The organism is Arthrobacter sp. P1_B3, assembly GCF_056406615.1.
On sequence record NZ_JBFTZV010000008.1, the window covers coordinates 114,063 to 138,766 of the forward strand.

Here is a 24,704-nt window from a genome sequence, read left to right on the forward strand (position 1 = left end):
TCCCTGAACCGGTGCTGTTAGTTTGAAATGCAGGGTGCTCAGTCCGGGTCGGCCGGGTTGGCCACGATATCAATCTCCAGCTGCCGGCAGGTTTCCCGCAGCGCTGGGACGAGTCCGGCGTCGAACACCCGCCGGAAGCGGGTCGCGGGAGTGGCGACGCTGAGCGCGCCGACCACGTGCCCGTGCCGGTTGTGCACGGCCATGCCGAGCGCGCTCACGCCCTCCTCCGTGCCTTCGAAATTCGCCGCGAAGCCGTTGCCGCGAATGGACTCAAGCTCGCGCAGGAACGTCGGATATTCATTGTCCGCAATCGTGTCGCCGCCGATTTCCGCGTTGTGGCTGCGGAACAGCTGCTCGATCATCGGCGGGTCCAGCTCGGCGAGCATGGCCTTTCCGCCGGAGGTTTTGTTGGCTGGCATGACCGTGCCCTGCCGGTCACCCACCCGCAACACATTGCCGCCCTCCACGGTGGCCAGGAACCGGACCTTCGTCCCCACCCGGACCATGAGATTCACGGTTTCGTTGAGCCGTGCAGAGAGAAGCTCCATGTGCGGCTGGGCTAGTGATCGGAGGAGCCGGGTCCAGCTCAGCCCGGCCGGCCCGACCCCCATTGCCGGGCCCGGGACATAGCGGCGGGTTTCATCCTGCACGGCGAATCCCCGGTAGACCAGCATCGCCAGAAGGCGGTGGGCGGTGGACGGCGCCACGCCCAGCTCCTCGGCGGCGTCCTTGAGCCGCAGTGCACCGTTGTCGCGGAGCAGCTGCAGGAGCTGCAGCGCGTTGTCGACCGCCTCGATGGAGTAGGTGGGCCGCTTCTGGACAGGTTTGCGGGCTGCTCTGGCCAACGGTTTGTTCTGCACATCAGAATTGTATTGTGGTTCACCTGCGGCGGCTAGGACAGTAAGTGGCATGAATCACACACCTTCCGCTGCACCGCCGCAACGGTCCTCGCCGGGGGCCCCTGCCCCCTCTACCGCTGATGGGCCCGCATCACGGTTCTCCAAAAGCTCGGCAGCCGCCGTCCTGGTCTGCTGGCTGCTGGTGGTCTTCGATGGCTACGACCTGATCGTCTACGGCACCGTCCAGTCCTCCCTGATCTCCGAGACCGGCTGGGGGCTGACCAAGGCCACCGCCGGAACCATTGGCTCCATGGCCTTCGTCGGCATGATGCTCGGGGCGATCTTCGCCGGCCGGATGGCCGACTCCTGGGGGCGCCGCCGCACCATCCTCGGCTGTGCCGTCGTCTTCTCGGTTTTCACCATCCTCTGCGCCTTCGCCCCCAGCGCGGCCGTCTTCGGCGGACTGCGGCTTCTGGCCGGCATTGGACTCGGGGGCCTGGTGCCCTCGGCCAACGCCCTCGTCGCCGAACTGGTCCCCACCAAGTGGCGGTCCACGATCGCCACCCTGATGATGTCCGGCGTCCCGATCGGCGGATCCATCGCCGCCCTGGTCGGCATCCAGCTGATCCCCGCCTTCGGTTGGGAGTCCATGTTCCTCGTGGCCGTGCTGGCCCTGCTGATCGTGGTGCCGCTCGGACTGAAATACCTGCCGGAGACGCTGGCCCCGGTCAATGCCGAGGACAGGGGAACGCGCAACCTCAAGGAGCCGATCGGCTTCAAGTCCCTGCTCCGCGCCCCGTACCTGGGGGTCAGCCTGCTGTTCGCCCTGGCGACAATCGCCACCCTCTTCGCCTGGTACGGGCTCGGTACCTGGCTGCCCAACCTCATGCAGCTGGCCGGCTACAACCTGGGCTCCGCCCTGACCTTCGCCCTGGCCCTGAACCTGGGCGCGGTGGCCGGCTCGGTGATCACCGCCTGGGCCGGGACCCGGTTCGGTCCGATCCCGACGGCGATCGCCGCGGCGGCCGTCGCCGCCGGCGCGCTCGTGGTCCTGGTTACGGGACCGCCGGTCACGGTCGTGTACCTCATGCTGGTCCTCGCCGGCGTCGGCACCCACGGCACGCAGTGCCTCATCATCGCCGCCGTCGCGAGCCACTATCCCGGGCACCTGCGCGGGACCGCGCTGGGCTGGGCGCTGGGGACGGGCCGGATCGGCGCCGTCGCCGCACCCCAGATAGGCGGCCTCCTGCTGGCCGCCGGCCTCGGCGTCAACTCCAATTTCCTCGCCTTCGCCGGTGCCGCCGCCATCGCCGCGGTCCTGCTGGCCGCCGTCGGCCTCAAACTCAAGTCAAAATCCTCAATCTCACCCGCACTCTCAACAACAGGAGCAAGCAATGTCTGAGCACGCCACGTCCACCGATGTCCTCGTCATCGGAGGGGGAATGGCCGGACTGGCCGGAGCCCTCGCGCTCCGGGAAAACGGCGCCAACGTCACCCTCGTTGAACGTGCCCCCGAATTCGGCGAAGTCGGCGCCGGCCTGCAGATGGCCCCCAACGCCTCCCGCGTCCTGAAGCGCTGGGGCCTGCTGGAAAAGGCACTGGAAATCGGCGTCCAGCCCAAGCACCTGGTCTTCCGCGACGCCGTCACCGGCGAGGAGCTCACCCGCCAGAGCCTCGGCGGGGAATTCGAGGAACGCTACGGCGCGCCGTACGTCGTGATCCACCGCAGCGACCTGCACCGGGTCCTGCTCGAAGGCTGTGAAGCGGCGGGCGTGAAGCTCGTCAACGACGTCATGGTCGAAAGTGTTGAGACCGTGAACGGCCGGGGTGTAGCCCACACCGCCGCCGGTGTGGACTACTCTGCCGACGTCGTGATCGGCGCCGACGGGCTCAAGTCCACTCTCCGCCCGCTGGTCGCCAGCGACGAGCCGGTTCCCTCGGCGTACGTGGCCTACCGCGGAACCGTGCCGATCACCGAAAACACGCCCAAGGCGGACCTCGAGGACGTCATCGTCTACCTCGGACCGGACTGCCACCTGGTGCAGTACCCGCTGCGCAAGGGCGAACTGCTGAACACCGTGGCTGTGTTCAAGTCCGCTTCCTTTGAGCGCGGTGAAGAGCAGTACGGGGGATTGGACGAGCTTGAGGCTGCGTACAAGGATTGTGTTCCGGCCGTCCAGGATGCGCTGAAGAACCTGGGCACCAGCATGCGCTGGCCCATGTACGACCGCGACCCGATCGAGAACTGGGTCGCCGGCCGGATGGTGCTGATGGGCGACGCCGCGCACCCGATGCTGCAGTACCTCGCCCAGGGTGCCTGCCAGGCGCTTGAGGACGCGGCCGTGCTGCAGGACGTCAGCAACGGCACCGTCTTCACCGCAGCCGGCGTCAACCCGGAAGCCTGGGACGGGGCGATCAAGGAATTCAACAACGTCCGCGCCGGCCGCACCGCCCGGGTCCAGCGCACCGCCCGCGTCTGGGGCGAATCCTGGCACGTCTCCGGGCTGGCCCGTACGCTGCGCAACCTGCTGTTCAAGAGCCGGAAGGACGACGACTTCCAGTACAACGACTGGCTGTACGGCCAGGACGCCGACGGCGCGCCCGCAGCCCGCGCTGCCCGCTCCACTCTGGCGGACCGGATTCCTGCCTGACCTGGAACGGGTCCCCGGCCGGCTCATCGGCTAACCCATCACGTGCTGCGGACCGGCTCCACTTAGGAGCCGGTCCGCAGTGCGTTCCTATACCAGCGGCCACGGGTAACGCATGCCGGTGCGGTCAACCGGCAGCACCCCGTCGTGCAGCAAGCGCCGCACCCGGCGCTGCAGGGCCTTTACCTCTGCATCGTCGAGAAGCTCCGCCACGTCTCGCGGCACTTTCTCGGCGAGCGGGGCAATGCCTTCGAGAAAGGTCCCGGGGATGGGAACACCGGCGAAGTCCCAGATCACGGTGCGCAGTTTGAAACCTGCAGAGAAGCACAGTCCATGATCGATGCCCCACACCCTTCCGTCATGGCCGCGGAGCACGTGCCCGCTCTTGCGGTCGGTGTTGTTGGCGACGCAGTCGAACAGTGCGATCTGCAACAACCGGCGATGGGTCTCGGGCGCGTCAGCGTACAGAGTGAAGTAATGCTCACGGAAGTCGCACTCGATGAACCACTGAAGCGAACCCACACCTGCCGGGGCTTCCTCACGAATCACCGTTGGCGGCACGAGTCCCCACTCCAGGGACTCGCTAAGCAGATAGGCCGCGCGTTCGCGCCGGTAGAGCCCCGCCTCAAAATCGGACAGCGGCCGTTCCCCCGCCTCCGGCTTGTAGACTGCGCAGGCAGAGTCGTCCCCGCAGGAGACCCGGGCGAGGTATGTCTCGTTGCTGCTGCGCAGGATGCGTCCGAGCAGCTCGACGCGGCCTTCGGTGAGCAGCGTCAGCTCCCGTCCGGCCACCGTCTGCCCCCTTTTACTCTGTCCGCTCTCACGGCGCCCTCAGCCCACTGAGGGGTTCCGAGGTCGAATTCACCATGAGAACGGCAGGTTCCTGACCGTCCACGTATGAGATGGCCGAAACCGACGCCGGGCTGATGACGATCCTCTGGAAAAGGTCCAGGGGCGTGCCCAGGGCGTGAGCGACGGCGGCCTTGATGGGGTCGGCGTGGGAGAAGCACACGACGACGCCCCCGGCGTGGGCTGTGCGCAGTGCCTCGAGCGCTCCGACGATCCGCGCCTGCATTTCCGTGAAGCTCTCGCCATTCGGGAAACGGAAGGTCGAGGGGCTGCGCTGTACGGTCTGCCACTGCGGCATACCCGCCAGTTCAGCCAACGCGGCGCCGGTCCACTCGCCGAAGTCGCATTCGATCAGGCCGGCGTCCTCATTCACCTCAAGTCCGGCGCGGGCTGCCGTGGGCTCCGCCGTCTCGCACGTGCGCTCCAGGGGGGAGGAGTAGATACCGTCGACCCGAAGTCCCGCGAGGCGCTCCGCGACCCGGTACGCCTGGTCCCTGCCACGGGCGGACAGGTGCAGCCCCGGTGCCCGCCCCGGCAGCACCCTGCCCGTAGTGGGCGTCTCCCCATGGCGCACCAGAAGCAGGAGCGTGCCCTGCCGCTCGGGTGGGGTAGCGGGTGCCGGCGATGCCGGCGGCGGTGCTGCAGTCATTAGAATCCAGCGTAAGCCGCACTGCAGCCCGTGAGCAGGGAATCTGAACAAATCCCTCGATTCCCCGCCCGGTCGAGGACTACCTTAGAGGGGTGAGTGATCGTCCCGATATCTTCACTGTTGGCGAATTGCGTGCAGCCGGCCACGTTCACAAGGACCTGCGCCGCGAAATCCGCGACAACCTGCTCGCCGCCCTTGCCGCGGGCCGCGATCCGTGGCCCGGGTTGTACGGTTTCGGCCGGACCGTCCTGCCCCAGCTCGAGCGTGCACTGATCGCCGGCCACGACGTCGTCCTGCTCGGCGAACGGGGACAGGGCAAGACACGGCTCCTGCGCACCCTGTCCGGGCTGCTGGACGAGTGGTCGCCGGTGATCGAGGATTCGGAACTGAACGAACACCCGTACGAACCCATTACGGAGCACTCCCGCGCCCGTGCCCTCACCGAAGGGGACCGGCTGCGGGTTGCGTGGCGTCACCGCTCGGAACGCTATGTGGAGAAGCTCGCGACGCCGGACACCTCCGTCGCCGACCTCATCGGCGACGTCGACCCGATGCGGGTGGCCGAGGGCCGCCGGCTCGGCGACCCGGAAACCATCCACTACGGTCTTGTCCCGCGCTCCAACCGCGGGATCATCGCCATCAACGAACTGCCCGACCTCGCCGAGCGCATCCAGGTCTCCATGCTCAACGTGATGGAAGAGCGTGATATCCAGATCCGTGGCTACGTGCTGCGGCTGCCGCTCGACGTGCTCGTCGTCGCGTCCGCCAACCCGGAGGACTACACCAACCGCGGCCGGATCATCACGCCCCTGAAGGACCGCTTCGGCGCCGAGATCCGTACCCACTACCCGATAGAGCTGGACGACGAGGTCGCCGTCATCCGGCAGGAAGGGCAGCTGGTGGCGGACGTCCCGCCCGTCATCCTCGAGATCCTGGCCCGTTACACCCGGGCGCTGCGCCAGTCCCCAGCCATCAACCAGACCTCCGGCGTTTCAGCACGGTTCGCCATTGCGGGCGCCGAGACCGTCGCTGCGGCGGCGCTGCGCCGGGCGAGCGTGCGAGGGGAGGGCGAGGCCGTCGCACGGATCGTCGACCTGGCAGCCGCAGCAGAAGTCCTCACCGGGAAAGTTGAGTTCGAGTCCGGTGAGGAAGGGCGTGAGGAAGCCGTCCTCGACCACCTCTTGCGCACGGCCACGGCCGAAGCTGCGCGGGCGCATTTTCAGGGCATCGACATGGGTCCCCTCGTGGCTGCGCTCGACGGCCACACCACAGTGACCACCGGGGAACAGGTCACGGCGCGGGAGTTCCTCCACAACCTTCCGGCGCTCAACGGCTCCCGCCTCTACGACGACATCAGTGAGCGCCTGGGCGCGAAAAACGACGGGCAGCGCGCCGCCGCCGTCGAACTCGCCTTGGAAGGTCTCTACCTCGCCCGGCGGATCGCCAAGGAGTTCGACGACGAGGCGACGATCTACGGCTGACTACAGGAGGCCTCATGACCGCACACAACAGGTCAAAATATGGCCGGTACACGGGTGGACCCGATCCGCTCGCCCCGCCGGTTGACCTGGCGGAGGCGCTTGACGCGATCGCCGAGGACGTCATGGCGGGCTACTCGCCCCGGCACGCCCTGCAGGAGTTCCTGCGCCGCGGTGGCCGGAACCGGGAAGGGCTCGACGATCTTGCCCGGCGCGTGCAACAGCGCCGCAGTGAACTGCTGGGCCGCCACCGGCTGGACGGCACCCTCACCGAAGTCCAGAAGCTGCTCGATACCGCGGTGCTGGAGGAGCGCAAGCAGCTCGCCCGTGACGCCATGATGGACAACACCGACCGCGCCTTCCGGGAGATGCAGCTGCAGAATCTGCCCCGGTCCACCGCAGCGGCTGTCAACGAACTCGCCTCCTATGACTGGCAGTCCAGCGCCGCGCGTGTTGCCTATGAGCGGATCAAGGATCTGCTGGGCCGCGAGATCCTGGACCAGCGTTTCGCCGGCATGAAACAAGCGCTGGAGGACGCCACTGACGAGGACCGCGCAGCGGTGAACGAGATGCTGCGAGACCTCAACGAGCTCCTCGGAAAACACCGGCGCGGCGAAGACACCGACGCGGACTTCCAGGAGTTCATGGCCCGGCACGGCCACTTCTTCCCGGAGAACCCGCAATCAGTCGAGGAGCTGGTGGACGCCCTCGCCCAGCGCGCGGCCGCCGCCCAGCGGCTCCTGCAATCCATGTCTCCGGAGCAGCGAGATGAGCTGATGCGGCTGTCCGCGCAGGCGTTTGGCTCGCCTGAACTCATGGCCGAGCTCGACCAACTCGACGCCAGCCTGCGCGCCCTCCGGCCAGGCGAGGACTGGGCCGGCTCCGAACGCTTCGAGGGCCAGGAGGGGCTCGGGCTGGGCGATGGCACCGGCGTGCTGCAAGATGTGGCCGAACTCGATGAGCTGGCCGAACAGCTCTCCCAGTCCTATAACGGCTCACGCCTCGACGACCTGGACCTGGATGCCCTCGCCCGCCAGCTCGGGCAGAATGCTGCCGTGACCGCACGTACGCTCGCGGAGATCGAGCGGGCGATGCAGGAAGGCGGTTACCTGCGGCGCGGGGCCGACGGAGACCTCCGGTTGTCGCCGGCCGCCATGCGGCGGCTCGGCAGGTCACTTTTGCGGGATACCGCCAAGCAGCTCTCCGGGCGTCAGGGGCGCCGGGACACACGCGTCGCCGGGGCGGCCGGCGAGCAGACCGGCTCCAGCCGGCAGTGGGAGTTCGGCGATGCCGAGCCGTGGGACGTCACCCGCACCATGACCAACGCGATCCGCCGCACCATGGCCGACGGCGGCGATCCGGGCCGCGGCTTGCGCCTCGCCGTGGGCGACATCGAGGTGACGGAGACGGAGGCGCGCACGCAGGCCGACGTCGTCCTGCTGGTCGATGTGTCGTTCTCGATGGCCGCCGAGGGACGGTGGGTGCCGATGAAGCGCACCGCGCTCGCTTTGCACCACCTGGTCTCCACCCGGTTCCGCGGGGACCGGCTGCAGCTGATCACGTTCGGCCGCTACGCGCAGTCCATGGACATCGGCGAGCTCACGGCCCTGCCGGCCCTGCGGGAGCAGGGAACCAACCTGCATCACGGTCTGCTGCTGGCCGGCCGTTTCTTCCGCCAGCATCCGTCGATGCAACCCGTCCTCCTCGTGGTGACCGACGGCGAACCCACCGCGCACCTGCTGGCCGACGGCGAGTCGTGGTTCTGCTGGCCGCCGGACCGGGAAACCATCCGCGTCACGGTCGCCGAACTTGACCGGCTGGGGCGTGCGGGCGCCCAGGCAACGTTCTTCCGGCTTGGCGACGACCCTGGGCTCGAGCGGTTCGTCCAGCGTATGGTCCGCCGGGTTGGCGGCCGGGTGGTCGCGCCCGAAGCCGGGGACTTGGGGGCTGCCGTTGTGGGGGAGTACCTCCGCGCTCACTTCCGCGGCCGCCCCTACGACGACGCCGATTGGGTTCCATAGGCGGCGAGGCCCCTCGCAGCCGGTTCTTATCGGGCGCCGCGTCCTGGGGGAGTAGCAGTGCGCGAACCGTGCTACTTGTCTTGCTGTCGGCGAACCATCTCGGTGATCCAGATAGGCGCGAACGGAGACGTGCAGTTCGGGGGAGTCGGGTAGTCCTTGAGCACCCCCAGGCGCTCACCGATGTCGAGTGCACGGGCCCGGTGCTCGGCGTGCTCGATCCCGATCTGAGCCAGGCAGTGATTCATCGCCCACTGCAGGCGATCCGGGGCGTTTTTCATCTCCATCTCGATGACGTCGAGCAGTCCTGCGAGGTCGAGGCCCTCGGGATTCTTCGCCACCCGCTCCGTGGTCAGCGCCCAGCCGGCACTCGCGACCACTGGGTCCGGATCCGCGGACCAGGCCAGGCGCAGTTCTTCGGCGTGCGGGTTCTTCTTCACCACGTAGTTCACGAGCCAGTCGTGCACCTTGGGGGTGCGCGCCTCGCGCAACATGACGTCCAACTCGTCACGCTCGAACGCCTTCGGGCGGCAGATCAGGATCGCCAGCAGTCTCGCCGCGGTGTCACCCGTCTCCCAAAGCTGGCGGGCGAGTTCCTGCTGCGTCCTCAGCCGCTTCGCGAGCGCGCGCAGTTTGCTGAGGTTCACACCGTGATCGTCGCCGTGTTTCTCGTTCACCTCCCGTGCCCTCGGGTCCTCGAGCCCGGCCAGCTCGGCCATCACCTCGGCCATCGTCGTCTCTGCCATCGTCGTCTCTGCCACATCAGCCTCCTGTCCACACTTGTGGGATTCAGCCTACTGGGGAAGCGCGCTCAACCGGGGGAGCAGCAAGCGCACAGTCAAGAAGCAGCAGGGAACGGTAGAGGCCCGGCGACCATGGGGGTCGACGGGCCTCCGTAAATGGTGAGCGTTAACGCCGTCCGGGATCTCCCGGCGATGGCGGGTACGGCGGGTACGGCTGCTGCATTGGCTGCGCCTGGGGCGGGTACTGACCCTGCTGCGGATACTGACCCGGCTGGGGCTGGTAGGGCTGGGGCTGGTAGGTCTGGGGCTGGTAGGTCTGGCCCTGCTGCTGACCCGGCTGGGCTTGCGTCGGCTGGTAGGGCTGGCCCTGGGCGTACGGGGACGGAGCCGGCCCCTGGGGCTGATGTACCGGGACGTACGGCGGCTGCATGGGCATCCGGGCGTAGGCGGCCTGCGCATTCTCCGCCCGCGCCTTTGCCCGGGCCTCAACGGCCCGGGCGGAGAAGAACCGCTGGTGTCCGAGATATACGACCACGAAGAGGCCGACGGCGACGGAGAAGAACGCAACTGCCGTCACTCCGGACGTCAGGCCACGCATGAGGCCGTAGACGAGCGTCAGCAGGCCGCCGATAAGGAACCCGCCGGCGAACAGTGGCTTCCTCGATTCGGTCCAGATACTGGCTCCCAGGATCACGAGAGCCGAGACGAGCGCCGCAATGGTGACGTTGCGGTTGTAGTCGCGCATCGCGGACTGGTGGGCGTCGATGGCTGACTGCCTGGCCGCCGCGTCGAGACTAGCCAGCGATAGCAGTTCAGGGGCCGGATAGAAGGTGGCGATGCCGAGGCCAACGAAGAGCACAAGGATGATGCCCAGGCCGATCGAGTAAAGCACGCGCAGGGATTTTTCGGTCATACCCATATCATGCGCAGGCAGTCAGGTGGAGACGAGCAGGCGCGCCTCTTAGTGTCGGACTTATTCGTCCCGATGCACGAGCGGAAACTTGGCGAATTCTGCAGTGTCGGAGCAGCCCAGCCAGAAGCAGGCGGCCATGCGCGCCCAGATCTCTGTCAGCGGCTCCGATCTAAGCTCGCGTTGGTAACCAGGTCAGCGTCGCTGCTGCATGGTGATTGCCACCAACTAGTTTGGGCAGAAGATCAGCCCCTCTCGACTGATTATGCAACGCCGATAATCAACATTATGTAAAGTAGAAATGATCCGACTGCAGAATCTGCAGATTAGGACCCGTGCCAGTACTGAGAAGGACCAACGGCTAGCCATGCTCAAGGCCTGCCTCGCCAATGACGACACCCTGAGCTTCCGGGTCACCGCGATGTCGGGTTGGCGCAGCTAGAACACGTGTTCGGGGTCCACAGTGGACGTTGCGTACTCCGGACGCCCGAGAGGCCGATAGGTCTGGATGGTTATGCCGCGGGAAGTGGTCCGCGTGTTGACCAGTTCGAGCGCGATGTCGGGGCCGGAATCGGGGAACAGCCGTGTGCCCTGGCCGACGATGACGGGGTAGGTGAGCAGGTCGAGCTGGTCGACCAGGTCGTTGGCGAGCAGCCATCGGACGAGGGCACCGCTGCCGGGCACCAGCAGTTCGCCGTCTTGCTGCGCCTTCAGACCACGGACGGCCGCGGYGACGTCGCCGCTCAGGACATTCGTGCCCGCCCACTGAGGGTCGGTGAGGCTGGTCGATGCCACGTACTTGGGCCGGCTGTTCAGTGCGGCGGCGATCGGGTTCGTGGTCGGATCGATCATCGTTCCCCAGTAGCCGGCGAAGATCTCGTACGTCCGGCGGCCGAAGAGGAACGCCGCCGCACCGCCGTAGACCTGGTTGAGATAGTCCCCGGTTTCGGTATCGAGAAGAGGTATGGCCCATCCCCCGCGGTTGAAGCCCCCGCTGCGGTCTTCGTCAGGTCCGCCCAACCCCTGCATCACGCCGTCCACCGAGACGTTGGTCGTCGTCGTCAATCTCATGTAGAGTGACACCCCTTCTGGATCTGCGCTACTTGCTAAACAAGCACACTTGCAGTTGCTTATCAACGGCCTAGCGTCGCGTGGTGCGCAGCAGGGACTATGCGCTTCTCAGGGACCTTGGGCGTAGAAGTCGCGGAGCAGAACCTGCGATGCAGAACAGTGCCACGAGTACGGGACCGGCGAATCCCTTGATGTAGATACGAACATGTACGACGGCGGGGAACCACAGCACAGACCAAACCAGACCACTGAACAAGAGATGGAGCGCCTGCATTGACAAGTACACCGCCCGGCCCGCCCGCGGCCGCTGTCTATGATCCCCAGCCATGCCCCGGCACCCCGCTGCCTCAACGCAGCATGAGGTCATCCACAAAAAAGCCGCCGACGCCGGCCCCCTTCCGTCCGCGCCGGCAGACCGCGCTCCCCCGCTGAAGCAGGCGCTTGAGGTGATCCGGCCCAACCGGCACCGTTGGCGATGTGCGCAGGGGCCTAGGAGATCTCCTCCAGAGCGCATATGCTGTCCCGATTCACGGTTCTTTGCCGGGCGTCAACTACAAACTGTCCGGCACGACTTCACCTTGGGGGACAACATGTTCGGTAAGTCCAACCGCAAGAACGGCCTGCCCCGCGATGCGGCAGCGCCATCCCCGGGATTCGATCCCCTTCCGGGAGCGCAACTGGCGGGCCGGATTGTCCTGGAACGGCTGCTCGGAGCAATGCGCGATGAGCGTGGCGTCCATGTCGAGTCTTTGGCGACCGCCCTGGGTGCGCTGGCCGGCCGGGCGTGCCAGATCGCAGCACTGGAAGGGCTCAACTCGGGCGCGGCACAGTACCGGGGGTTGTCACTGCTGACAGTCGGTGGCGCCAACGGCGATGAATACTTCGTTGGCGATGCCATCAACCGTCCGCTGGCGGAGTCCACGCACTCGGTCTGGAGTCTGGTGGCTGGGGCAGCCCAGCAGCACGGCGCCCAGGTGCCGGACCTCAACGAGCTCTTCCACCACAGCGCGAGCACCCTTGGCGGAGCGGAGTTCGGCCTGCCGCGCTTCGCTCCGGGAACCAATGCCGGTGGCACGCCTCGGAGCTATCTGGCCATGTGGGAACCCCTGCAGGCACCCGTCCGGCAGGCTGCGCCCCGGCCGGAGCAGTGGCCGGTGGCCTATGGCCTTGCCGTCCAGAACCTGTTCGCGATGGCAAAGGGCCAATTTGACCTTGGTGTCCTGACCCGCGTCGTCATGGACAGCGCCATCGCGACCTCGAAACTCAAGCTGCCGCTGCCAACCCCGGCACACGCCGGCCTCCCGGTCCAGTCGGAGKGCTAGCTCCCGGGCGGAAGACGGCCGTGCAATGCCGTGTAGCGCCAAGGAATGCCGCGACACAGCGGTGACTTCGATGGATTTGCCTGTGAATCGTTTGCCGGCCCTTGCGTGACTCTGGTTGCCTGGGGCAAGCTGTTGGTCGGGTGGTGAATTAAGCAACTGAGAAGTGTCCGACGGCGGGGGTGCCGTTGGACCCCTGCCGCAGCGAGTCCGCCGTCGGGCAGGAGCCCGCAGAACGGGAGGGCACGCAGCATGCAACGTGCGGTATCCAGGCCGGCCAAATTTCGCGCACTTATCATTTCTTCACTGATTGCAGTGGTGGTAATTTTTGGAATTGCGTTTGTTTCTATTTCCCGGTCGACAGTTGCGCCGTTTTCCGGCCCTGCGCCGGTTCCGGGACGATCCGGCCGACCAGTGAGTAATCCTGCCGCGACTGGGCGCGCAACGTTCCAAAAAGTCCCGAACCAGGTGTTGTTCGCGCTTGATAGTGCCGGCCAACCTGACATCTCCGGAGACCTGGACAATATCAAGCAGGGTGATGCCGGCGATTGCTATTTCCTGGCAGCCTTGATGACAGTGGCAGCGCGCTCGCCGGAGACCGTTTTGAACATGGTTCACGATAATGCTGACGGCACCTACACCATTTCATTCCACAGCAAGTATGACGGCGCGCCCAATCCGGTGACAGTGACGGTTAATGGTGACCTTCCGTATCGCCACGGCAAACCCTTTGAAAATGGCATCGAAAATATCGACGGCAAGAACGTTTCATGGGCCGCCATTATCGAGAAAGGGTGGGCGGCCGCGAACGGCAACCGCTATGCCGGCATCGATGGCACCGATCTCAGCAACGCCGAGGATCACGATGTGCATAATGCCCTTTATGCGATCACCGGCATGGAGGGCGTCGACCGCAATCCCGGCGGCCCCATGACGGGAGTAAGCTTCGCGCAAATCGAGCAGGATTTCACGAACGGCCTCATAACGCTTGGGACCTCCAACGACGACGGCAAGTTGGTATCCGATCATTCCTGCGCATTGCTGGGCGTGGATTCCTCCAACCAAACCGTCGTGGTCGGAGATCCGCAAGGCGGCCAAGATAGGCTGACATTTGAGACTTTCCAGTCCACGAACATCAACCAGTACATCGCGCTACCGACCTATCATTGAGATCCGAGCTCGTGAACGAAGGACGCGCCCTGGCGCACGCCTCCCCCATCGCTCATGCTGCGGTTCAAGGCTGCTTAGCCTCCGATGGCAAGCAGGGCCAGCGCGCTATCGCGTGGTTTTTGAAGGTCCAGGCCGGTGTAGCCCTCGAACGCCGCCAGCCGATTAACAACGGTGTTCCGGTGGCAGGCGAGCCGGTCGGCCGTTGCCACGAGGCTGCCGAGTTCCAGGAACGTCCGTGCTGCTTCCAAGAGGCGTTCCCGCTCCGCCTCGCTGCACCGACCAAGCGCCGAAAGTATGAGGCTTTCAGGGTTGCAGCCCACTTGCGAGAGCCGGTGTGCCGTGATGGACAACCAGCGGTCCCGCAACGTGAACACTCCCCTGCTGCCCATGGGCAGGTCCTTCATGATTTCCCTGGCAGCGCTGACGGCTGTGCGCAYTCCTGCGATCCCGTCGGCGTGCGGTGCCACTGCAACGGCCACGCCGTCGAACAATGCGGCCTCCTGGAAACTCAGCTTTTCGTCGGAGGATGCCGTCCGGGGCCGGATGACCAAGGTGTGGTGGCCCTGGTCATAGGTCAGCACGGGAACGTCCCGGGGTGGGCGCGCCCGGATCCGCCTCCGGACCAGCAGACCGTCGTTCCGGTCGATGGCCGCCACCAGGAACACGGCGTGCGGGCTAATCCGCAGGGCGCCGGCTATCCGTGACAGATCCGTTGGGGACGGCTCGGCGGGCGCCAACAGCTGCGTCAGGTACTGCTGTTGAAGATCGGCATCGGCGCCCTCAATTTCCTGCAGCTCCCTCAGGTACCGTTCCTGGACGCTGGCTGCGAACCGGTCCACCGTCGCCCAGACGACTTCTGCCTTCTCTACCAGCAGCGCCGGGTCTGCGCCGAGCGCAGGGGCGGCCAGGGCATCCCACAGCACCGAGAAATCCAGCCTGATAGCCCGCACCAGGCTGTCCAAAGGCACTCCCTGCCGGGCTCTGCGGGCACCAAGTTCGGAGGCAATGTCGGCTAGCGCGTCAATTTCCGAGGCCTTCCCGCCGAGGGCCGCGAGCATGGCAGCGAAGGAACGGAAGCTGCTGCGGCGCAGATCTTCAAGGGTGAGACCCGAGTCTGCGTAGGCCGGGTCGGGAAGGATCCGGGTCAGGAACTTTTCCACGAGTTCGGGCAGCTGCGTGCCGACGGCGGCAATCAGACCACGCCATCGTTCGTCCTCGGTCATATCAGTCCTCCCAGACTCGCCGCTCCTATCATCCCCGAAGCGGACCACCACAGGGATGTACGTTCGTACATTTTTTGCCCGCTCGTCTGTCTTCCGCCGTCATGGGCAATGGCCCCGCGCCTTGGGACGATCGAAGTCAGCCGCATCGTGGCGGCAAGCAGACTTTCACCGGCCAGGAGATTCCATGACCATCATTGACACAGTCGAGGAGCGGACAACGGCCGTCCGCCCCGACGAACAGTCCGGCTACAAGAAGGGCCTTTCCAACCGCCAGGTCCAGATGATCGGCATCGGCGGCGCAATCGGTACCGGCTTGTTCCTGGGTGCCGGCGGACGCCTGGCCTCAGCCGGGCCCGTACTCCCTGTTGTGTACGCGATCTGCGGAGTGTTCGCGTTCTTCATTCTTCGCGCCCTCGGCGAACTGGTCTTGCACCGCCCGTCGTCGGGCTCGTTCGTCTCCTACGCTCGGGAGTTCTACGGCGAAAAGGCCGCCTACATTTCCGGGTGGGTCTACTCGCTGTCCTGGGCGCTCACGGCGATCGTGGACATCACCGCCGTCGCGGTCTACCTGAACTACTGGACGGCGTTCAGCAGCGTGCCGCAATGGATCCTCGCGCTGGCAGCCCTGATCGTGGTCACCGGCGTCAACCTCATCTCCGTGAAGCTGTTCGGCGAGCTGGAATTCTGGTTCGCCGTCATCAAGGTGGGCGCCCTCGTGGCGTTCCTCCTGGTGGGCGGCATCTTCCTCGCAGGCAACTTCCCGGTCGCGGGGCACCAGCCCGGGCTCTCCCTGATCACTGACCACGGCGGCCTGCTGCCCAACGGGCTCCTGCCTGCCATCGTCATTGTGCAGGGCATCGTGTTCGCCTACGCAGGCATCGACATGATCGGCGTCGCCGCGGGCGAAACCAAGGACCCCCGGAAGATCATGCCGAAGGCGGTCAATGCCGTCATCTTCCGGATCGCCATCTTCTATGTCGGTTCCACGGCGCTGCTGGCGATGCTGCTTCCGTACAGCTCCTATAAGGCCGGTGAGTCACCCTTCGTGACCTTTTTCGCCAGCATCGGGGTGCCGGGCGCCGGTGACGTGATGAACTTCGTAGTCCTGACGGCTGCCCTGTCCAGCCTCAATGCCGGGCTCTACTCCACCGGGCGGATCTACCGCTCCATGGCCCAGACCGGGACAGCGCCGAAGTTCATGGAACGCATGAGCCGCGGCGGCGTACCCTACGGCGGAATCCTCTTCACCGCCGCGTTCACACTGCTCGGCGTGGGCCTGAACGCCGTTGTTCCCAAGATGGCCTTCGAAATCACCATCAACGCCACCGCCCTCGCCATCCTCTGTACCTGGGCCACCATCATTTTGTGCCAGCTCAAACTGTACAAACTGTCCAAGGCGGGGCTCATGCCCCGGCCCGCCTTCCGGCTCTTCGGTGCGCCCTGGACCTCCTACCTCACGCTGGCCTTCCTGGCCGCGGTGCTGGTCCTGATGCTGTTTGATTTCCCGATCGGAACCTACACGGTCGCTTCCCTGGCGATCATCATCCCGGCCCTGGCTGCCGGCTGGTATTCGGTGCGGAAACGCGTCAACGAGCTCGCCACGACCCATCCGCTCACCGGCGCCATCCCGGTACAAGTACCAGCAACCCAGCATTCATCCACCCAGCATTCATCCACGCGGTTCAACAACGAGGAGCACACACCATGACTGCCGCAGCTACACGCCCCACCCATACGCTGGCCGGACCCTCCGCCGGCACCCGCCAGGAAACATCTGACGAGGCCGCGGCGTTCCTCCGCGACTTCCGCAGCCTCTCGGCCATCGGGGAAACACCCGGCCACGGCGTGGACCGCCAGGCCGCCACTGCGGCGGACGCGCAGGCACGTGCCTGGTTCACCTCGCTCGCCTCGCAGTACGGATTCCGCACCGAGACGGACAGGATCGGCAATCTCTTCGCACTCATCGAATGGAACCCCGGCGCGCCTTTCGTGCTGGTGGGATCGCACCTGGACAGCCAGCCGACGGCCGGAAAGTACGACGGCGCCTACGGCGTCGCCGCAGCCCTACACGCCGGCCGCCGGCTGGCGGACCGGGCAGCCTCCGCACCCTCCGACGGCGGCAGCGCGGCCGGTGCGCCCAGATACAACCTCGCCGTCGTTGACTGGTTCAACGAGGAAGGCTGCCGCTTCGCCCCGTCCATGATGGGCAGCTCCGTCTACACCGGAAAGCTCTCGGCCGACGTCGCGCTCGCCGTCACTGACACCGCCGGCACCAGCGTGAGCGAGGCCCTCTCCGAAATCGGGCACCTCGGCAGCGGCGAGGGCCCCACGGCCTCCGCCTACGCAGAGATCCACATCGAACAGGGCCGCTCGATGGAGGATTCCGGCACCACCATCGGCCTGGTCCACGCCTGCTGGGCCGCGGCGAAATACAGCGTGACCGTCCACGGCGAACAGGCGCACACGGGTTCAACGGTCATCGCCGACCGCAGGGACGCGCTGTTGGGTGCATCCCGACTGGTGGTGCTCCTGCGCGAAATCGCGGACCACTTCAGCGGCGCCGTGCTGCACACCTCCGTGGGCCAACTGACCGTCTACCCGAACTCGCCCGTGGTGGTACCGTCCCGGGTGGAACTGGTCATGGACCTGCGGACTGCCGACGAGGAGATCCTGGCCTCAGCCAAGGCCTTGCTCCGCGCCGGCATCGCCAGTATCGAGGCGGAGGCCAACGTCAGCATTGACGTCGCGGAGTCCCATGCCTGGGGCATCAACCCCTACCAGCCCGCCGGTGTGGCCCTGGCCGCCGAATGCGCAGCCGAACTGGGCCTCAGCCACCGCCAGGTGTTCACGCTGGCCGGACACGACTCCATCAACATGAAGGACGTCGTCCCGACGGTCATGCTGTTCGTCCCCAGCGTGGACGGCATCTCCCACAACGAACGTGAGTACACGAACGACGGCGACGCCTGCGCCGGCGTGGACATGCTCACCCGCGTGGTGGAACGGCTGTGCAACGGGGACCTCGACGGCGCCGCGGCCCCCGGGTCCGGCACCGCGGCTCCCGGGTCCGGCACCGCGGCTCCCGGGTCCGGCACCCGGCCTGAGGGCGTCCAGTGACCGGCCTAATCAGGGTGGCCGTCGTGCAGGGCACCGGGCTGGTCAACTCCCCGCAACAGAACCTGGACCGGCTTGCCTCCCGCGCGCAGGAAGCCCGGGCGCAGGGCGCGGATCTGCTGGTGACGCCTGAACTGTACGTCAGCGGCTATGCGCCCAGCCTGGTCCACACCACCGACGGTGCAGCCCAGCGGAGGCAGCTCGCGGACATTGCTGTATCCGCGGGCCTGGCGATCGTGGGCTCCACTGTCGAACACGACCGGGACCGGCACTACATTTCGGCGTCCTTCTTCGACCGCGATGGCGGTGAACTGACCCGCTACCGCAAGCAGCACCTCTTCGGTGCCGCGGAGAAGGGCGCCTTCGACGCCGGGGAGGCGGCACCCGCCGTCGTCCCCTTCAACGGAGTCAACGTTGCCCTCGGGATCTGCTTCGACATCGAGTTTCCCGAATTTGTCCGCGCCGCGGCCCTCGCGGGCGCGGAACTGCTCTGCGTTCCGACGGCGGTCCCGCTGCGCGCGGGCGGCCAGACCGACGCGCACCCCTTCGACACCCGGCTGGTCCCGGCGATGGTGGTGCCCACCCGCGCGTTGGAAAGCCAACTGTTCATCGCGTACGCCAACCACGCCGGCCCGGACTTCGCCGGCCTGAGTACGGTCGCTGATCCGTACGGCCGCCGCCTCGCGGCGGCCGGCGACGACGCGGCACTCATCGTCGCGGACATTGCGGTTGCCACCGTGCGCCAGGCCCGGCGGGACACCGGCTACCTTTCCACCTTCGTTCACAGCGCAGCAAGCGCCCACCCCCAGTAAAGGACCTCCGTGACCATCGCAGCCACCAGCACGCCGACTGCAAACCTGAGCATGCTCATCCCCGACTTCCCGTTCCCCTATGACGACTACATCACCCACACCGCGGGAATCGGCAGCGTCCCCGCCGACATGCACGGCACGGAAGTGGCCGTGGTGGGCGCCGGAATGTCCGGGCTCGTCGCAGCCTACGAACTCATGAAAATGGGGCTCAAGCCCGTTGTGTACGAGTCCTCCCGGATCGGCGGACGGCTTCGCGGCGGAACCCAGCCGGGCCAGTCCGGCCCCGTCGCTGACCTCGGCGGGATGCGTTTCCCGAAGTCCGGTGCCTCGTTCTTCCACTACGCGGACCTCGTGGGCATCGAAACCCAGCCGTTCCCCAACCCGCTGACCCCGGCAGCAGGCAGCACGGTGATCGAGCTCGGAGGCCAGGCCCACTACGCCGAGACAGCCGCCGACCTTCCCGGCTTCTTCGGGGAAGTCTCCAATGCCTGGAACGACTGTCTGGAGGAACGCGCCCACTTCAGCGCCATGCAGGAAGCCATCCGCACCCGCGACCTCGCCACCATCAAGAAGCTCTGGAACGACCTGGTTCCGCGCTTCGATGACAGCTCCTTCTCGGGCTATCTGGCCACGTCGAAGGCGTTCTCCTCCTTGCCGTTCGAATACCGGGAGGCCTTCGGCCAGGTGGGGTTCGGCACGGGCGGCTGGGACACCAATTTCCCGGACAGCATCCTGGAGATCCTCCGGGTCGTCTACGTGGACGCCGACGCCGACCAGCACCGGATCATCGGCGGCGCCCAGCTCCTGCCCGAACGGCTCTGGCACCATGCCCCGTCGGGCCTGGCGTACTGGCCGGAGGGTACCAGCCTTGCTTCCTTGCACGGCGGGCACCCGCGGCCCGGCGTCGCCGCCATCCGGCGGGTTCCCGGGAGTGAGGACGGAACGGCAGCCAGCCAGGGACCCATCGCCGTCACCGACAAATGGGGACTGTCGCGCCAGTACGCGGCCGTCATTGCGACGTGCCAGAGCTGGCTGCTCTCGGCACGGATCGACGTCGGCGAATCGCTCTTCAGCCACAAGCTCTGGACCGCGATCGAGCGCAGCCACTACATGCAGTCCTCCAAGACGTTCGTCGTCGTCGACCGGCCGTTCTGGAAGGACCTCGACCCGCAGACCGGCCGTCAGGTCATGAGCACCACGCTCACGGACCGGCTCACCCGCGGGACCTACCTGCTGGACAACGGCCCGGACCAGCCTGCCCTGATCTGCCTGTCCTACACCTGGAACGATGATGCCCTGAAGTGGCTGCCGCTGGACGCCGACGAACGTGTCCGGCTCATGCTGCACTCCCTGAAGCAGATCTACCCCACCGTGGACATCGCCTCGCACATCGTCGGTGACCCCATCACTGTCTCCTGGGAGGATGACCCCAACTTTATGGGAGCGTTCAGCGACAACCTGCCCGGCCACTACCGCTACCAGGAACGGCTGTACACGCACTTCATGCAGGACGGAATGGATGCGGCCCACCGCGGGATCTACCTGGCCGGGGATGGCGTCTCCTGGACCGGCGGCTGGGCCGACGGCGCAGTGACCACAGGCCTGAACGCAGTGTGGGGTGTCATGACGCAGCTCGGCGGCAAGACCCATCCGGAGAACCCGGGACCCGGCGACCGTTTCGACGAACTCAAACCGATGCGGCTCCCTTAGTCACCGGGCGTGGGCGGCCGGCAGGGGACACTACTGCCGGCCCCCTGCTCCCCTGTCGTCACTCCGGCGAGTGGGCTGCAGCCCTAAACGGCAGCCATGACGCGCTCGCCGTTGAAGTATTCGAGCTGCCAGCCGTCGACGGCATGGTGGTGGGCCAGGTTCAGCACGGCATTGTCGATGCTTTCCAGGGTGCGGCCGATCGCGCGGCTGAGGCTCACGCGCAGGAGCGTCCCGTGGGCGACGGCCAGGACGCGGCGGCCGCGGAACTCCTCGGCCAGCGCTTCCAGCGCGGCCAACCCGCGGCGGGCCGCCTCGTCCTCGCTTTCCGCGCCGCGGAAACCATCGGGGATGCGCAGTGCGTCCAGTTCCGGGCCGGCCTGCAGGCCCTCCGCGGGTCCGAAGCTGCGCTCGGCGAGCTCCGGCACGCGCCGGGCCACGCTGAGCCCCAGCCCGGCGGCAATGAGGTCGGCAGTTTCCGCGGCACGGCTCAGCGGCGAGGACACGATCGCGTCCCACCCATAGCCGGACAGGGCGGCGACGGCGTTGCGCGCCTGGCCGCGGCCGACGGCGTTCAGCGGAATGTCGGTGGATCCCTGCAGCCGGCGCTCCGCGTTCCAGTCCGTCTGGCCGTGGCGGACGAGGGCAAACGTCGTAAAGGTCATGGCTCCCATTCTGCCCTGCGGGCGGACGGGCGCCTTAATCAGCGCGTCATCGCCGCGGACTTATCCGGTAGTGCCCGCCCGCGCGGCGTAGGCAGTGGCCCGGTCGCGTACGTTGGCCACGTACGTATCCGACTGGTTGTAGGAGTAGATGGCATCCGCCCAGCCCCCGGCGGTCGTGAGGTCACCGCCTCGGGCGCASAGGTACGARGCGGCASTYAGGGCGGCGTCGTCGATGTTSARSGGGTCGGCTTYKCCGTCWCCGTTCCCGTCSCGCCCTGCSAGYTGCCAGGTGGAGGGAATGAACTGCATGGGTCCGACGGCGTGGTCCCACTGGGCGTCGCCGTCCAGGGCGCCGGCGTCCGTATCAGGGATCGCGGCAAAACCGTCGCCATTGAGGCTCGGACCGACAATTGGCCCGCTCGCCTGGCCGGCGCTGGTCAGGCTTCCGCCGCCGTAGGTTCCGTGGCCGGATTCGACGAAGCCGACCCCTGCCACCGTATTCCAGCCGATGCCGCACGCCGGAGCCGACTCGTTGGCCGCGCCGGCAGCGGCCACGTAGGCCTGGAGCGCACGGGCTGGGATGTCCGTCTGCGCGGCGGCATCAATGAGCCATTGGGCGTCCGTGCTCCGGGTGATGTTCACGGCGGAGGTGATGCCGGTGGACAGCGTTTCGAGTTTCGCCTCCGCCCGGGGCGGTGGCGGCAGGGCGGCGCGGGTCTCCGCGCCGGAGTAGCGCAGTGCCCAAAACAAGAACGCAGTGATGACGCAAAACGCGAACAGGCCGAGCACTGCCAGGCGTTTCAGGCGGAGCATGGACTAGTTGGACCTGCCGTGGACGATGCTGGTCCGCTGATCCGGAGCGGTGCGGAAAACCGCCCCGGCGCCGCACACACGCGGGGCCATTGTCCTAGCCTTCACAGTCGATGCAGTAAGTGTGGCCGTTCTTTTCGCGTGCCACTTGGGACCGGTGCCGGACCAGGAAACAGGAGTGGCAGGTGAATTCGTCCTGCGCCTGCGGGATGACCTGCACGACGAGTTCCTCGGCGACGAATTCCCCGCCGGGGCTGATCGCATCGTCAAATGCGTCAGTCTCATCCATCTCGCGGACAACACTGCGGGCATCCGGGGCGTTGGCGGATTGCAGCGCCTGCAGGGAACTATCCTGCGATTCCTTGACGTCGGATCGGACTTCGTCGTAATCGGTTGCCACGGGGGTGACTCTCATTCCTATGTTTAGTTCTGACGGGAAGCCAACGTACACCATTACACGCTTCCCTGCCTCATGTGAACCAGGGACAGGCCACAAGCTCGTCGTTCCCGCTGTGCCGAATTCCGCGATTTTGCCTAATCGTTCCCGCCGGACCCGGTCCCACGGTTTTCCGTAAACACCTGTCGGACCAGGCTCGCGAAGGCGGCAAGGGGAACTGACGGGTCATCCTTCCAAGATGCAAGGAAGACCGGTATGGGAGGGGCGTCACGGACCGGCTTGTACACAACCCCGGGACGTTGGTACTGCGTGGCGGTCGCTTCCGAGGACATGCCCATGGCCTTACCCGTCGAAATCAGCGTCAGCCAATCGTCTACTCCCTGGATGGGGCGCAGGGATGAAGGCCGGGCCTCCGGTTCCCAAAGATCCTCGACTGTGGTTCCGGTCCGGCTATCGACGGCGACTGTCCGCCCGGCAAAGTCCGCCATGCGGAGGAACCGTTTGCGGGCCAGCGGATCAGTCGTGGCCACCGCGGCATAGCGTAACTCTGTTCCGATCAGCGTCTCAGTGAAGCGCGGGTCATTGAGCCCGCGGCGGACAACGGCCAGATCCACGGATCCGCCGGCCAGGCCGGCCGTCGCCGAGTTCGACTGGACCCAGATAAGTTGCACTCCCGGGTTCGCCTCTTCCCAGCGGCGCTGCACGGTTATGGTCCGGCTGCCCAGCGCGGACCAGGCGTAGCCGACCCTGAGCTCGCCCGCGTGATCCCTCGCGGCCTCTTCCAGCAGCCGGGCTTCGTCCAGGACCCGCCGTGCGTGTTCTATGATCCGCTGCCCGGCGGCGGTCGGGGTCACGCTGCGCGTCGTTCGCTGGAAAACACGGACTCCAAGGGTGCGTTCCAGGGTCGCGACCGACCGGGAGACGCTTGCCTGGGACGTTCCCAAACTGATGGCCGCGTCGGTGAAGGTCCGGGCGTCGTCGACAGCCACGAGTGCCCTAAGATGGCGCAGCTCAAGATTCATACGGTCATCGTATAGAACGGTCACCGCAAGCATTTATTGGTTTGAAGATTTCGCCCCACACTTTGGGTTATGGAGGCATACACAGAGGACGGCTCGGGCCAAGACCGCCGTCCGTCAGCTCAAACCCAGCCCCGGATATTCGGTGGCCTGTTGACCATGACGGGCAGCGGGGTCAGCAATCAAATCGGGGCGGGCATTGGAGCCCACGCGTTTCCGGTGCTCGGACCCGCCGGTGTGGTCGCCGTCCGGCAACTCGTGGCCGCGACCGTCCTCCTGTCGGCCGCCCGGCCGCCCCTCCATCGGTTCACGTGGAAACAGTGGTGGCCGGCGCTCCTGCTGGGCGGAACGATCGCCCTCATGAACATTTGCCTCTATGTCGCCATCCAGCGCATCGGGCTGGGGTTGGCCGTCACTTTGGAATTTCTTGGCCCGCTTGCAATCGCCCTCATGCGGTCCAGGTCCAAACTCGACCTGCTGTGTGCGCTGTGCGCCGGTGCCGGCGTCTACGTCCTGGTGATGCCGGGACCTTCGAGCGACTTCCTTGGCATTGGAATCGCTGCGGCCGGGGCCGCCTGCTGGGCGGCCTACATCATTCTGAATGGGGTCGTGGGTCAGCGGCTGCCCGGGCTGCAGGGCCCGGCAGCCGCAACCCTGGTCTCCATGGTGTTCTACCTGCCGGTGGTCGGTTATCTGATCTCGGCGGGGTCCCTGACGGGTCCGGCGCTGTTGTATTCGGTGATCGCCGGAGTGCTTTGCTCTGTCATCCCGTACGCCGCGGACCTGGTGGCGCTCCGGAAGGTGCGGCCGGCATTCTTCGGTGTATATATGAGCATCAATCCCCTTCTTGCGGCCCTCTCGGGGATGATCGTGCTGGGGCAGATCCTCGCCGTTCATGAATGGCTGGGTATCGGCATCATTGTCGCCACCAACGCGGCAGCCATCCTGCTGGCCAGCATCAAGCCGGGCGCATCACGCCCCTGAGGTTATGAAAACCGCAGAGCTGGCAGTGAATTAGCAGCGCTTAGTTCCTCTAGCTGCGTCAACGGTTTCGGGCGTGAGAGTGTCCAAGTGGGAAGCATGTCCCTTTTCTCCAGAACCGGCACAAAAGCATTCGGCGGGGAAGATGCCGGTCGAGGTCAGCCCTGCGAAGCCTCGCCGGGGGACGCTCATCTTTGCCTGCGGGCTCCTGCATCCCGAGGATGAGGAACGTGATACCCACAGTGAAGAAGGCAATCCAGGCCGTGGTTCCTAGAAATATCA

General features: G+C 66.4%; 23 protein-coding genes. 12 read left to right on the plus strand and 11 right to left on the minus strand.

Features of this window, described 5'->3' with window-relative positions; all coding sequences use genetic code 11:
• Window positions 1–38: 38 nt before the first annotated feature.
• Window positions 39–860: an IclR family transcriptional regulator gene (locus tag AC1D2F_RS11690; RefSeq protein WP_229992389.1), complete on the minus strand. Its 822-nt coding sequence runs from the start codon at window positions 858–860 to the stop codon at window positions 39–41.
• Window positions 861–909: 49 nt separating this feature from the next.
• On the opposite strand from AC1D2F_RS11690, the gene AC1D2F_RS11695 reads away from it, so the two are divergent.
• Window positions 910–2,241: an MFS transporter gene (locus AC1D2F_RS11695; RefSeq protein ID WP_229992388.1), complete on the plus strand. Its 1,332-nt coding sequence runs from the start codon at window positions 910–912 to the stop codon at window positions 2,239–2,241.
• Entirely contained in the window at window positions 2,234–3,490 is a 1,257-nt protein-coding gene (locus AC1D2F_RS11700) for an FAD-dependent oxidoreductase (protein ID WP_364743104.1), read from the plus strand. Before AC1D2F_RS11695 ends, AC1D2F_RS11700 begins: the two co-directional genes overlap by 8 nt.
• An 87-nt stretch (window positions 3,491–3,577) precedes the next feature.
• Here AC1D2F_RS11700 and AC1D2F_RS11705 read toward each other — a convergent pair whose 3' ends face one another.
• Together AC1D2F_RS11705 and AC1D2F_RS11710 are read right to left on the minus strand one after the other, a co-directional pair.
• On the minus strand, window positions 3,578–4,279 hold the full coding sequence (locus AC1D2F_RS11705; RefSeq protein ID WP_364743101.1) for an SCO1664 family protein: 702 nt from the start codon (window positions 4,277–4,279) through the stop codon (window positions 3,578–3,580).
• A 28-nt stretch (window positions 4,280–4,307) separates the two neighbouring features.
• Window positions 4,308–4,985 carry an MSMEG_4193 family putative phosphomutase gene (locus AC1D2F_RS11710; protein WP_364743098.1) on the minus strand — a complete coding sequence of 226 codons (678 nt, stop codon included), beginning with the start codon at window positions 4,983–4,985 and terminating at the stop codon, window positions 4,308–4,310.
• Between the two features lie 92 nt (window positions 4,986–5,077).
• Here AC1D2F_RS11710 and AC1D2F_RS11715 point away from each other — a divergent pair, with 92 nt between their 5' ends.
• Window positions 5,078–6,466, plus strand: a complete 1,389-nt coding sequence (locus tag AC1D2F_RS11715; protein WP_364743095.1) for a sigma 54-interacting transcriptional regulator — start codon at window positions 5,078–5,080, stop codon at window positions 6,464–6,466.
• Between the two features lie 14 nt (window positions 6,467–6,480).
• Window positions 6,481–8,484, plus strand: coding sequence for a vWA domain-containing protein (locus AC1D2F_RS11720; protein ID WP_476966771.1), 2,004 nt, complete (start codon window positions 6,481–6,483; stop codon window positions 8,482–8,484).
• A 71-nt stretch (window positions 8,485–8,555) separates the two neighbouring features.
• On the opposite strand, the gene AC1D2F_RS11725 is transcribed toward AC1D2F_RS11720, so the two are convergent.
• Together AC1D2F_RS11725 and AC1D2F_RS11730 are read right to left on the minus strand one after the other, a co-directional pair.
• Window positions 8,556–9,227 (minus strand): DNA alkylation repair protein, encoded by a 672-nt coding sequence (locus AC1D2F_RS11725; RefSeq protein ID WP_364743734.1) that lies wholly within the window; start codon window positions 9,225–9,227, stop codon window positions 8,556–8,558.
• A 163-nt stretch (window positions 9,228–9,390) separates the two neighbouring features.
• Window positions 9,391–10,137 carry a hypothetical protein gene (locus tag AC1D2F_RS11730; protein ID WP_476966772.1) on the minus strand — a complete coding sequence of 249 codons (747 nt, stop codon included), beginning with the start codon at window positions 10,135–10,137 and terminating at the stop codon, window positions 9,391–9,393.
• A 298-nt stretch (window positions 10,138–10,435) separates the two neighbouring features.
• Between AC1D2F_RS11730 and AC1D2F_RS11735 the strand changes: the two genes are divergently transcribed.
• Window positions 10,436–10,576, plus strand: coding sequence for a hypothetical protein (locus AC1D2F_RS11735; protein ID WP_364743087.1), 141 nt, complete (start codon window positions 10,436–10,438; stop codon window positions 10,574–10,576).
• Here AC1D2F_RS11735 and AC1D2F_RS11740 read toward each other — a convergent pair.
• Entirely contained in the window at window positions 10,573–11,205 is a 633-nt protein-coding gene (locus tag AC1D2F_RS11740; RefSeq protein WP_476966773.1) for a dihydrofolate reductase family protein, read from the minus strand. The genes AC1D2F_RS11735 and AC1D2F_RS11740 overlap by 4 nt on opposite strands.
• Window positions 11,206–11,795: 590 nt before the next feature.
• Between AC1D2F_RS11740 and AC1D2F_RS11745 the strand changes: the two genes are divergently transcribed.
• Window positions 11,796–12,527: a hypothetical protein gene (locus AC1D2F_RS11745; protein WP_476966774.1), complete on the plus strand. Its 732-nt coding sequence runs from the start codon at window positions 11,796–11,798 to the stop codon at window positions 12,525–12,527.
• Window positions 12,528–12,776: 249 nt separating this feature from the next.
• Complete coding sequence (locus AC1D2F_RS11750) at window positions 12,777–13,694, plus strand: C2 family cysteine protease (protein WP_476966775.1); 918 nt, start codon at window positions 12,777–12,779, stop codon at window positions 13,692–13,694.
• 74 nt (window positions 13,695–13,768) lie between these two features.
• Here AC1D2F_RS11750 and AC1D2F_RS11755 read toward each other — a convergent pair whose 3' ends face one another.
• The gene (locus tag AC1D2F_RS11755; protein WP_476966776.1) at window positions 13,769–14,917 is read right to left on the minus strand and encodes an RsbRD N-terminal domain-containing protein; all 1,149 of its coding nucleotides are present in this window, start codon (window positions 14,915–14,917) and stop codon (window positions 13,769–13,771) included.
• Window positions 14,918–15,101: 184 nt separating this feature from the next.
• Between AC1D2F_RS11755 and AC1D2F_RS11760 the strand changes: the two genes are divergently transcribed.
• The 4 genes from AC1D2F_RS11760 to AC1D2F_RS11775 are packed head-to-tail and all read left to right on the plus strand — an operon-like array spanning window position 15,102 to window position 20,553.
• Complete coding sequence (locus tag AC1D2F_RS11760; protein WP_476966777.1) at window positions 15,102–16,625, plus strand: amino acid permease; 1,524 nt, start codon at window positions 15,102–15,104, stop codon at window positions 16,623–16,625.
• On the plus strand, window positions 16,622–18,034 hold the full coding sequence (locus AC1D2F_RS11765; protein ID WP_476966778.1) for a M20 family metallo-hydrolase: 1,413 nt from the start codon (window positions 16,622–16,624) through the stop codon (window positions 18,032–18,034). Before AC1D2F_RS11760 ends, AC1D2F_RS11765 begins: the two co-directional genes overlap by 4 nt.
• Window positions 18,031–18,843 (plus strand): nitrilase-related carbon-nitrogen hydrolase, encoded by an 813-nt coding sequence (locus tag AC1D2F_RS11770; protein ID WP_476966779.1) that lies wholly within the window; start codon window positions 18,031–18,033, stop codon window positions 18,841–18,843. The genes AC1D2F_RS11765 and AC1D2F_RS11770 overlap by 4 nt, the downstream gene beginning before the upstream one ends.
• A gap of 51 nt (window positions 18,844–18,894) precedes the next feature.
• Window positions 18,895–20,553: a flavin monoamine oxidase family protein gene (locus AC1D2F_RS11775; RefSeq protein ID WP_476966797.1), complete on the plus strand. Its 1,659-nt coding sequence runs from the start codon at window positions 18,895–18,897 to the stop codon at window positions 20,551–20,553.
• A gap of 83 nt (window positions 20,554–20,636) precedes the next feature.
• Here the strand turns inward: AC1D2F_RS11775 and AC1D2F_RS11780 are convergent, their stop codons facing one another.
• The 4 genes from AC1D2F_RS11780 to AC1D2F_RS11795 all read right to left on the minus strand — a co-directional run bounded on the left by AC1D2F_RS11780 (window position 20,637) and on the right by AC1D2F_RS11795 (window position 23,444).
• Window positions 20,637–21,215, minus strand: a complete 579-nt coding sequence (locus tag AC1D2F_RS11780; protein ID WP_476966780.1) for a histidine phosphatase family protein — start codon at window positions 21,213–21,215, stop codon at window positions 20,637–20,639.
• 60 nt (window positions 21,216–21,275) lie between these two features.
• Window positions 21,276–22,028, minus strand: a complete 753-nt coding sequence (locus tag AC1D2F_RS11785) for a lytic transglycosylase domain-containing protein (protein WP_476966781.1) — start codon at window positions 22,026–22,028, stop codon at window positions 21,276–21,278.
• A 94-nt stretch (window positions 22,029–22,122) separates the two neighbouring features.
• Window positions 22,123–22,425, minus strand: coding sequence for a DUF4193 domain-containing protein (locus AC1D2F_RS11790; RefSeq protein WP_476966782.1), 303 nt, complete (start codon window positions 22,423–22,425; stop codon window positions 22,123–22,125).
• 134 nt (window positions 22,426–22,559) lie between these two features.
• A complete protein-coding gene (locus AC1D2F_RS11795) occupies window positions 22,560–23,444 on the minus strand; it encodes a LysR family transcriptional regulator (protein ID WP_476966783.1) in 885 nt (294 codons plus the stop codon).
• A gap of 69 nt (window positions 23,445–23,513) precedes the next feature.
• Here AC1D2F_RS11795 and AC1D2F_RS11800 point away from each other — a divergent pair, with 69 nt between their 5' ends.
• Complete coding sequence (locus AC1D2F_RS11800) at window positions 23,514–24,425, plus strand: EamA family transporter (RefSeq protein WP_364743056.1); 912 nt, start codon at window positions 23,514–23,516, stop codon at window positions 24,423–24,425.
• The last annotated feature ends 279 nt before the right edge of the window (window positions 24,426–24,704 follow it).

What these genes read in the sequence shown, in the direction of transcription:
- AC1D2F_RS11750 (WP_476966775.1), top strand. Translation starts at nt 12,777, where the DNA reads ATGCAACGTGCGGTATCCAGGCCGGCCAAATTTCGCGCACTTATCATT.
- AC1D2F_RS11775 (WP_476966797.1), top strand. Translation starts at nt 18,895, where the DNA reads ATGCTCATCCCCGACTTCCCGTTCCCCTATGACGACTACATCACCCAC.
- AC1D2F_RS11760 (WP_476966777.1), top strand. Translation starts at nt 15,102, where the DNA reads ATGACCATCATTGACACAGTCGAGGAGCGGACAACGGCCGTCCGCCCC.
- AC1D2F_RS11780 (WP_476966780.1), bottom strand. Translation starts at nt 21,215, where the DNA reads ATGACCTTTACGACGTTTGCCCTCGTCCGCCACGGCCAGACGGACTGG.
- AC1D2F_RS11720 (WP_476966771.1), top strand. Translation starts at nt 6,481, where the DNA reads ATGACCGCACACAACAGGTCAAAATATGGCCGGTACACGGGTGGACCC.
- AC1D2F_RS11725 (WP_364743734.1), bottom strand. Translation starts at nt 9,227, where the DNA reads ATGGCAGAGACGACGATGGCCGAGGTGATGGCCGAGCTGGCCGGGCTC.
- AC1D2F_RS11695 (WP_229992388.1), top strand. Translation starts at nt 910, where the DNA reads ATGAATCACACACCTTCCGCTGCACCGCCGCAACGGTCCTCGCCGGGG.
- AC1D2F_RS11800 (WP_364743056.1), top strand. Translation starts at nt 23,514, where the DNA reads ATGGAGGCATACACAGAGGACGGCTCGGGCCAAGACCGCCGTCCGTCA.
- AC1D2F_RS11700 (WP_364743104.1), top strand. Translation starts at nt 2,234, where the DNA reads ATGTCTGAGCACGCCACGTCCACCGATGTCCTCGTCATCGGAGGGGGA.
- AC1D2F_RS11710 (WP_364743098.1), bottom strand. Translation starts at nt 4,985, where the DNA reads ATGACTGCAGCACCGCCGCCGGCATCGCCGGCACCCGCTACCCCACCC.
- AC1D2F_RS11735 (WP_364743087.1), top strand. Translation starts at nt 10,436, where the DNA reads ATGATCCGACTGCAGAATCTGCAGATTAGGACCCGTGCCAGTACTGAG.
- AC1D2F_RS11730 (WP_476966772.1), bottom strand. Translation starts at nt 10,137, where the DNA reads ATGACCGAAAAATCCCTGCGCGTGCTTTACTCGATCGGCCTGGGCATC.
- AC1D2F_RS11765 (WP_476966778.1), top strand. Translation starts at nt 16,622, where the DNA reads ATGACTGCCGCAGCTACACGCCCCACCCATACGCTGGCCGGACCCTCC.
- AC1D2F_RS11795 (WP_476966783.1), bottom strand. Translation starts at nt 23,444, where the DNA reads ATGAATCTTGAGCTGCGCCATCTTAGGGCACTCGTGGCTGTCGACGAC.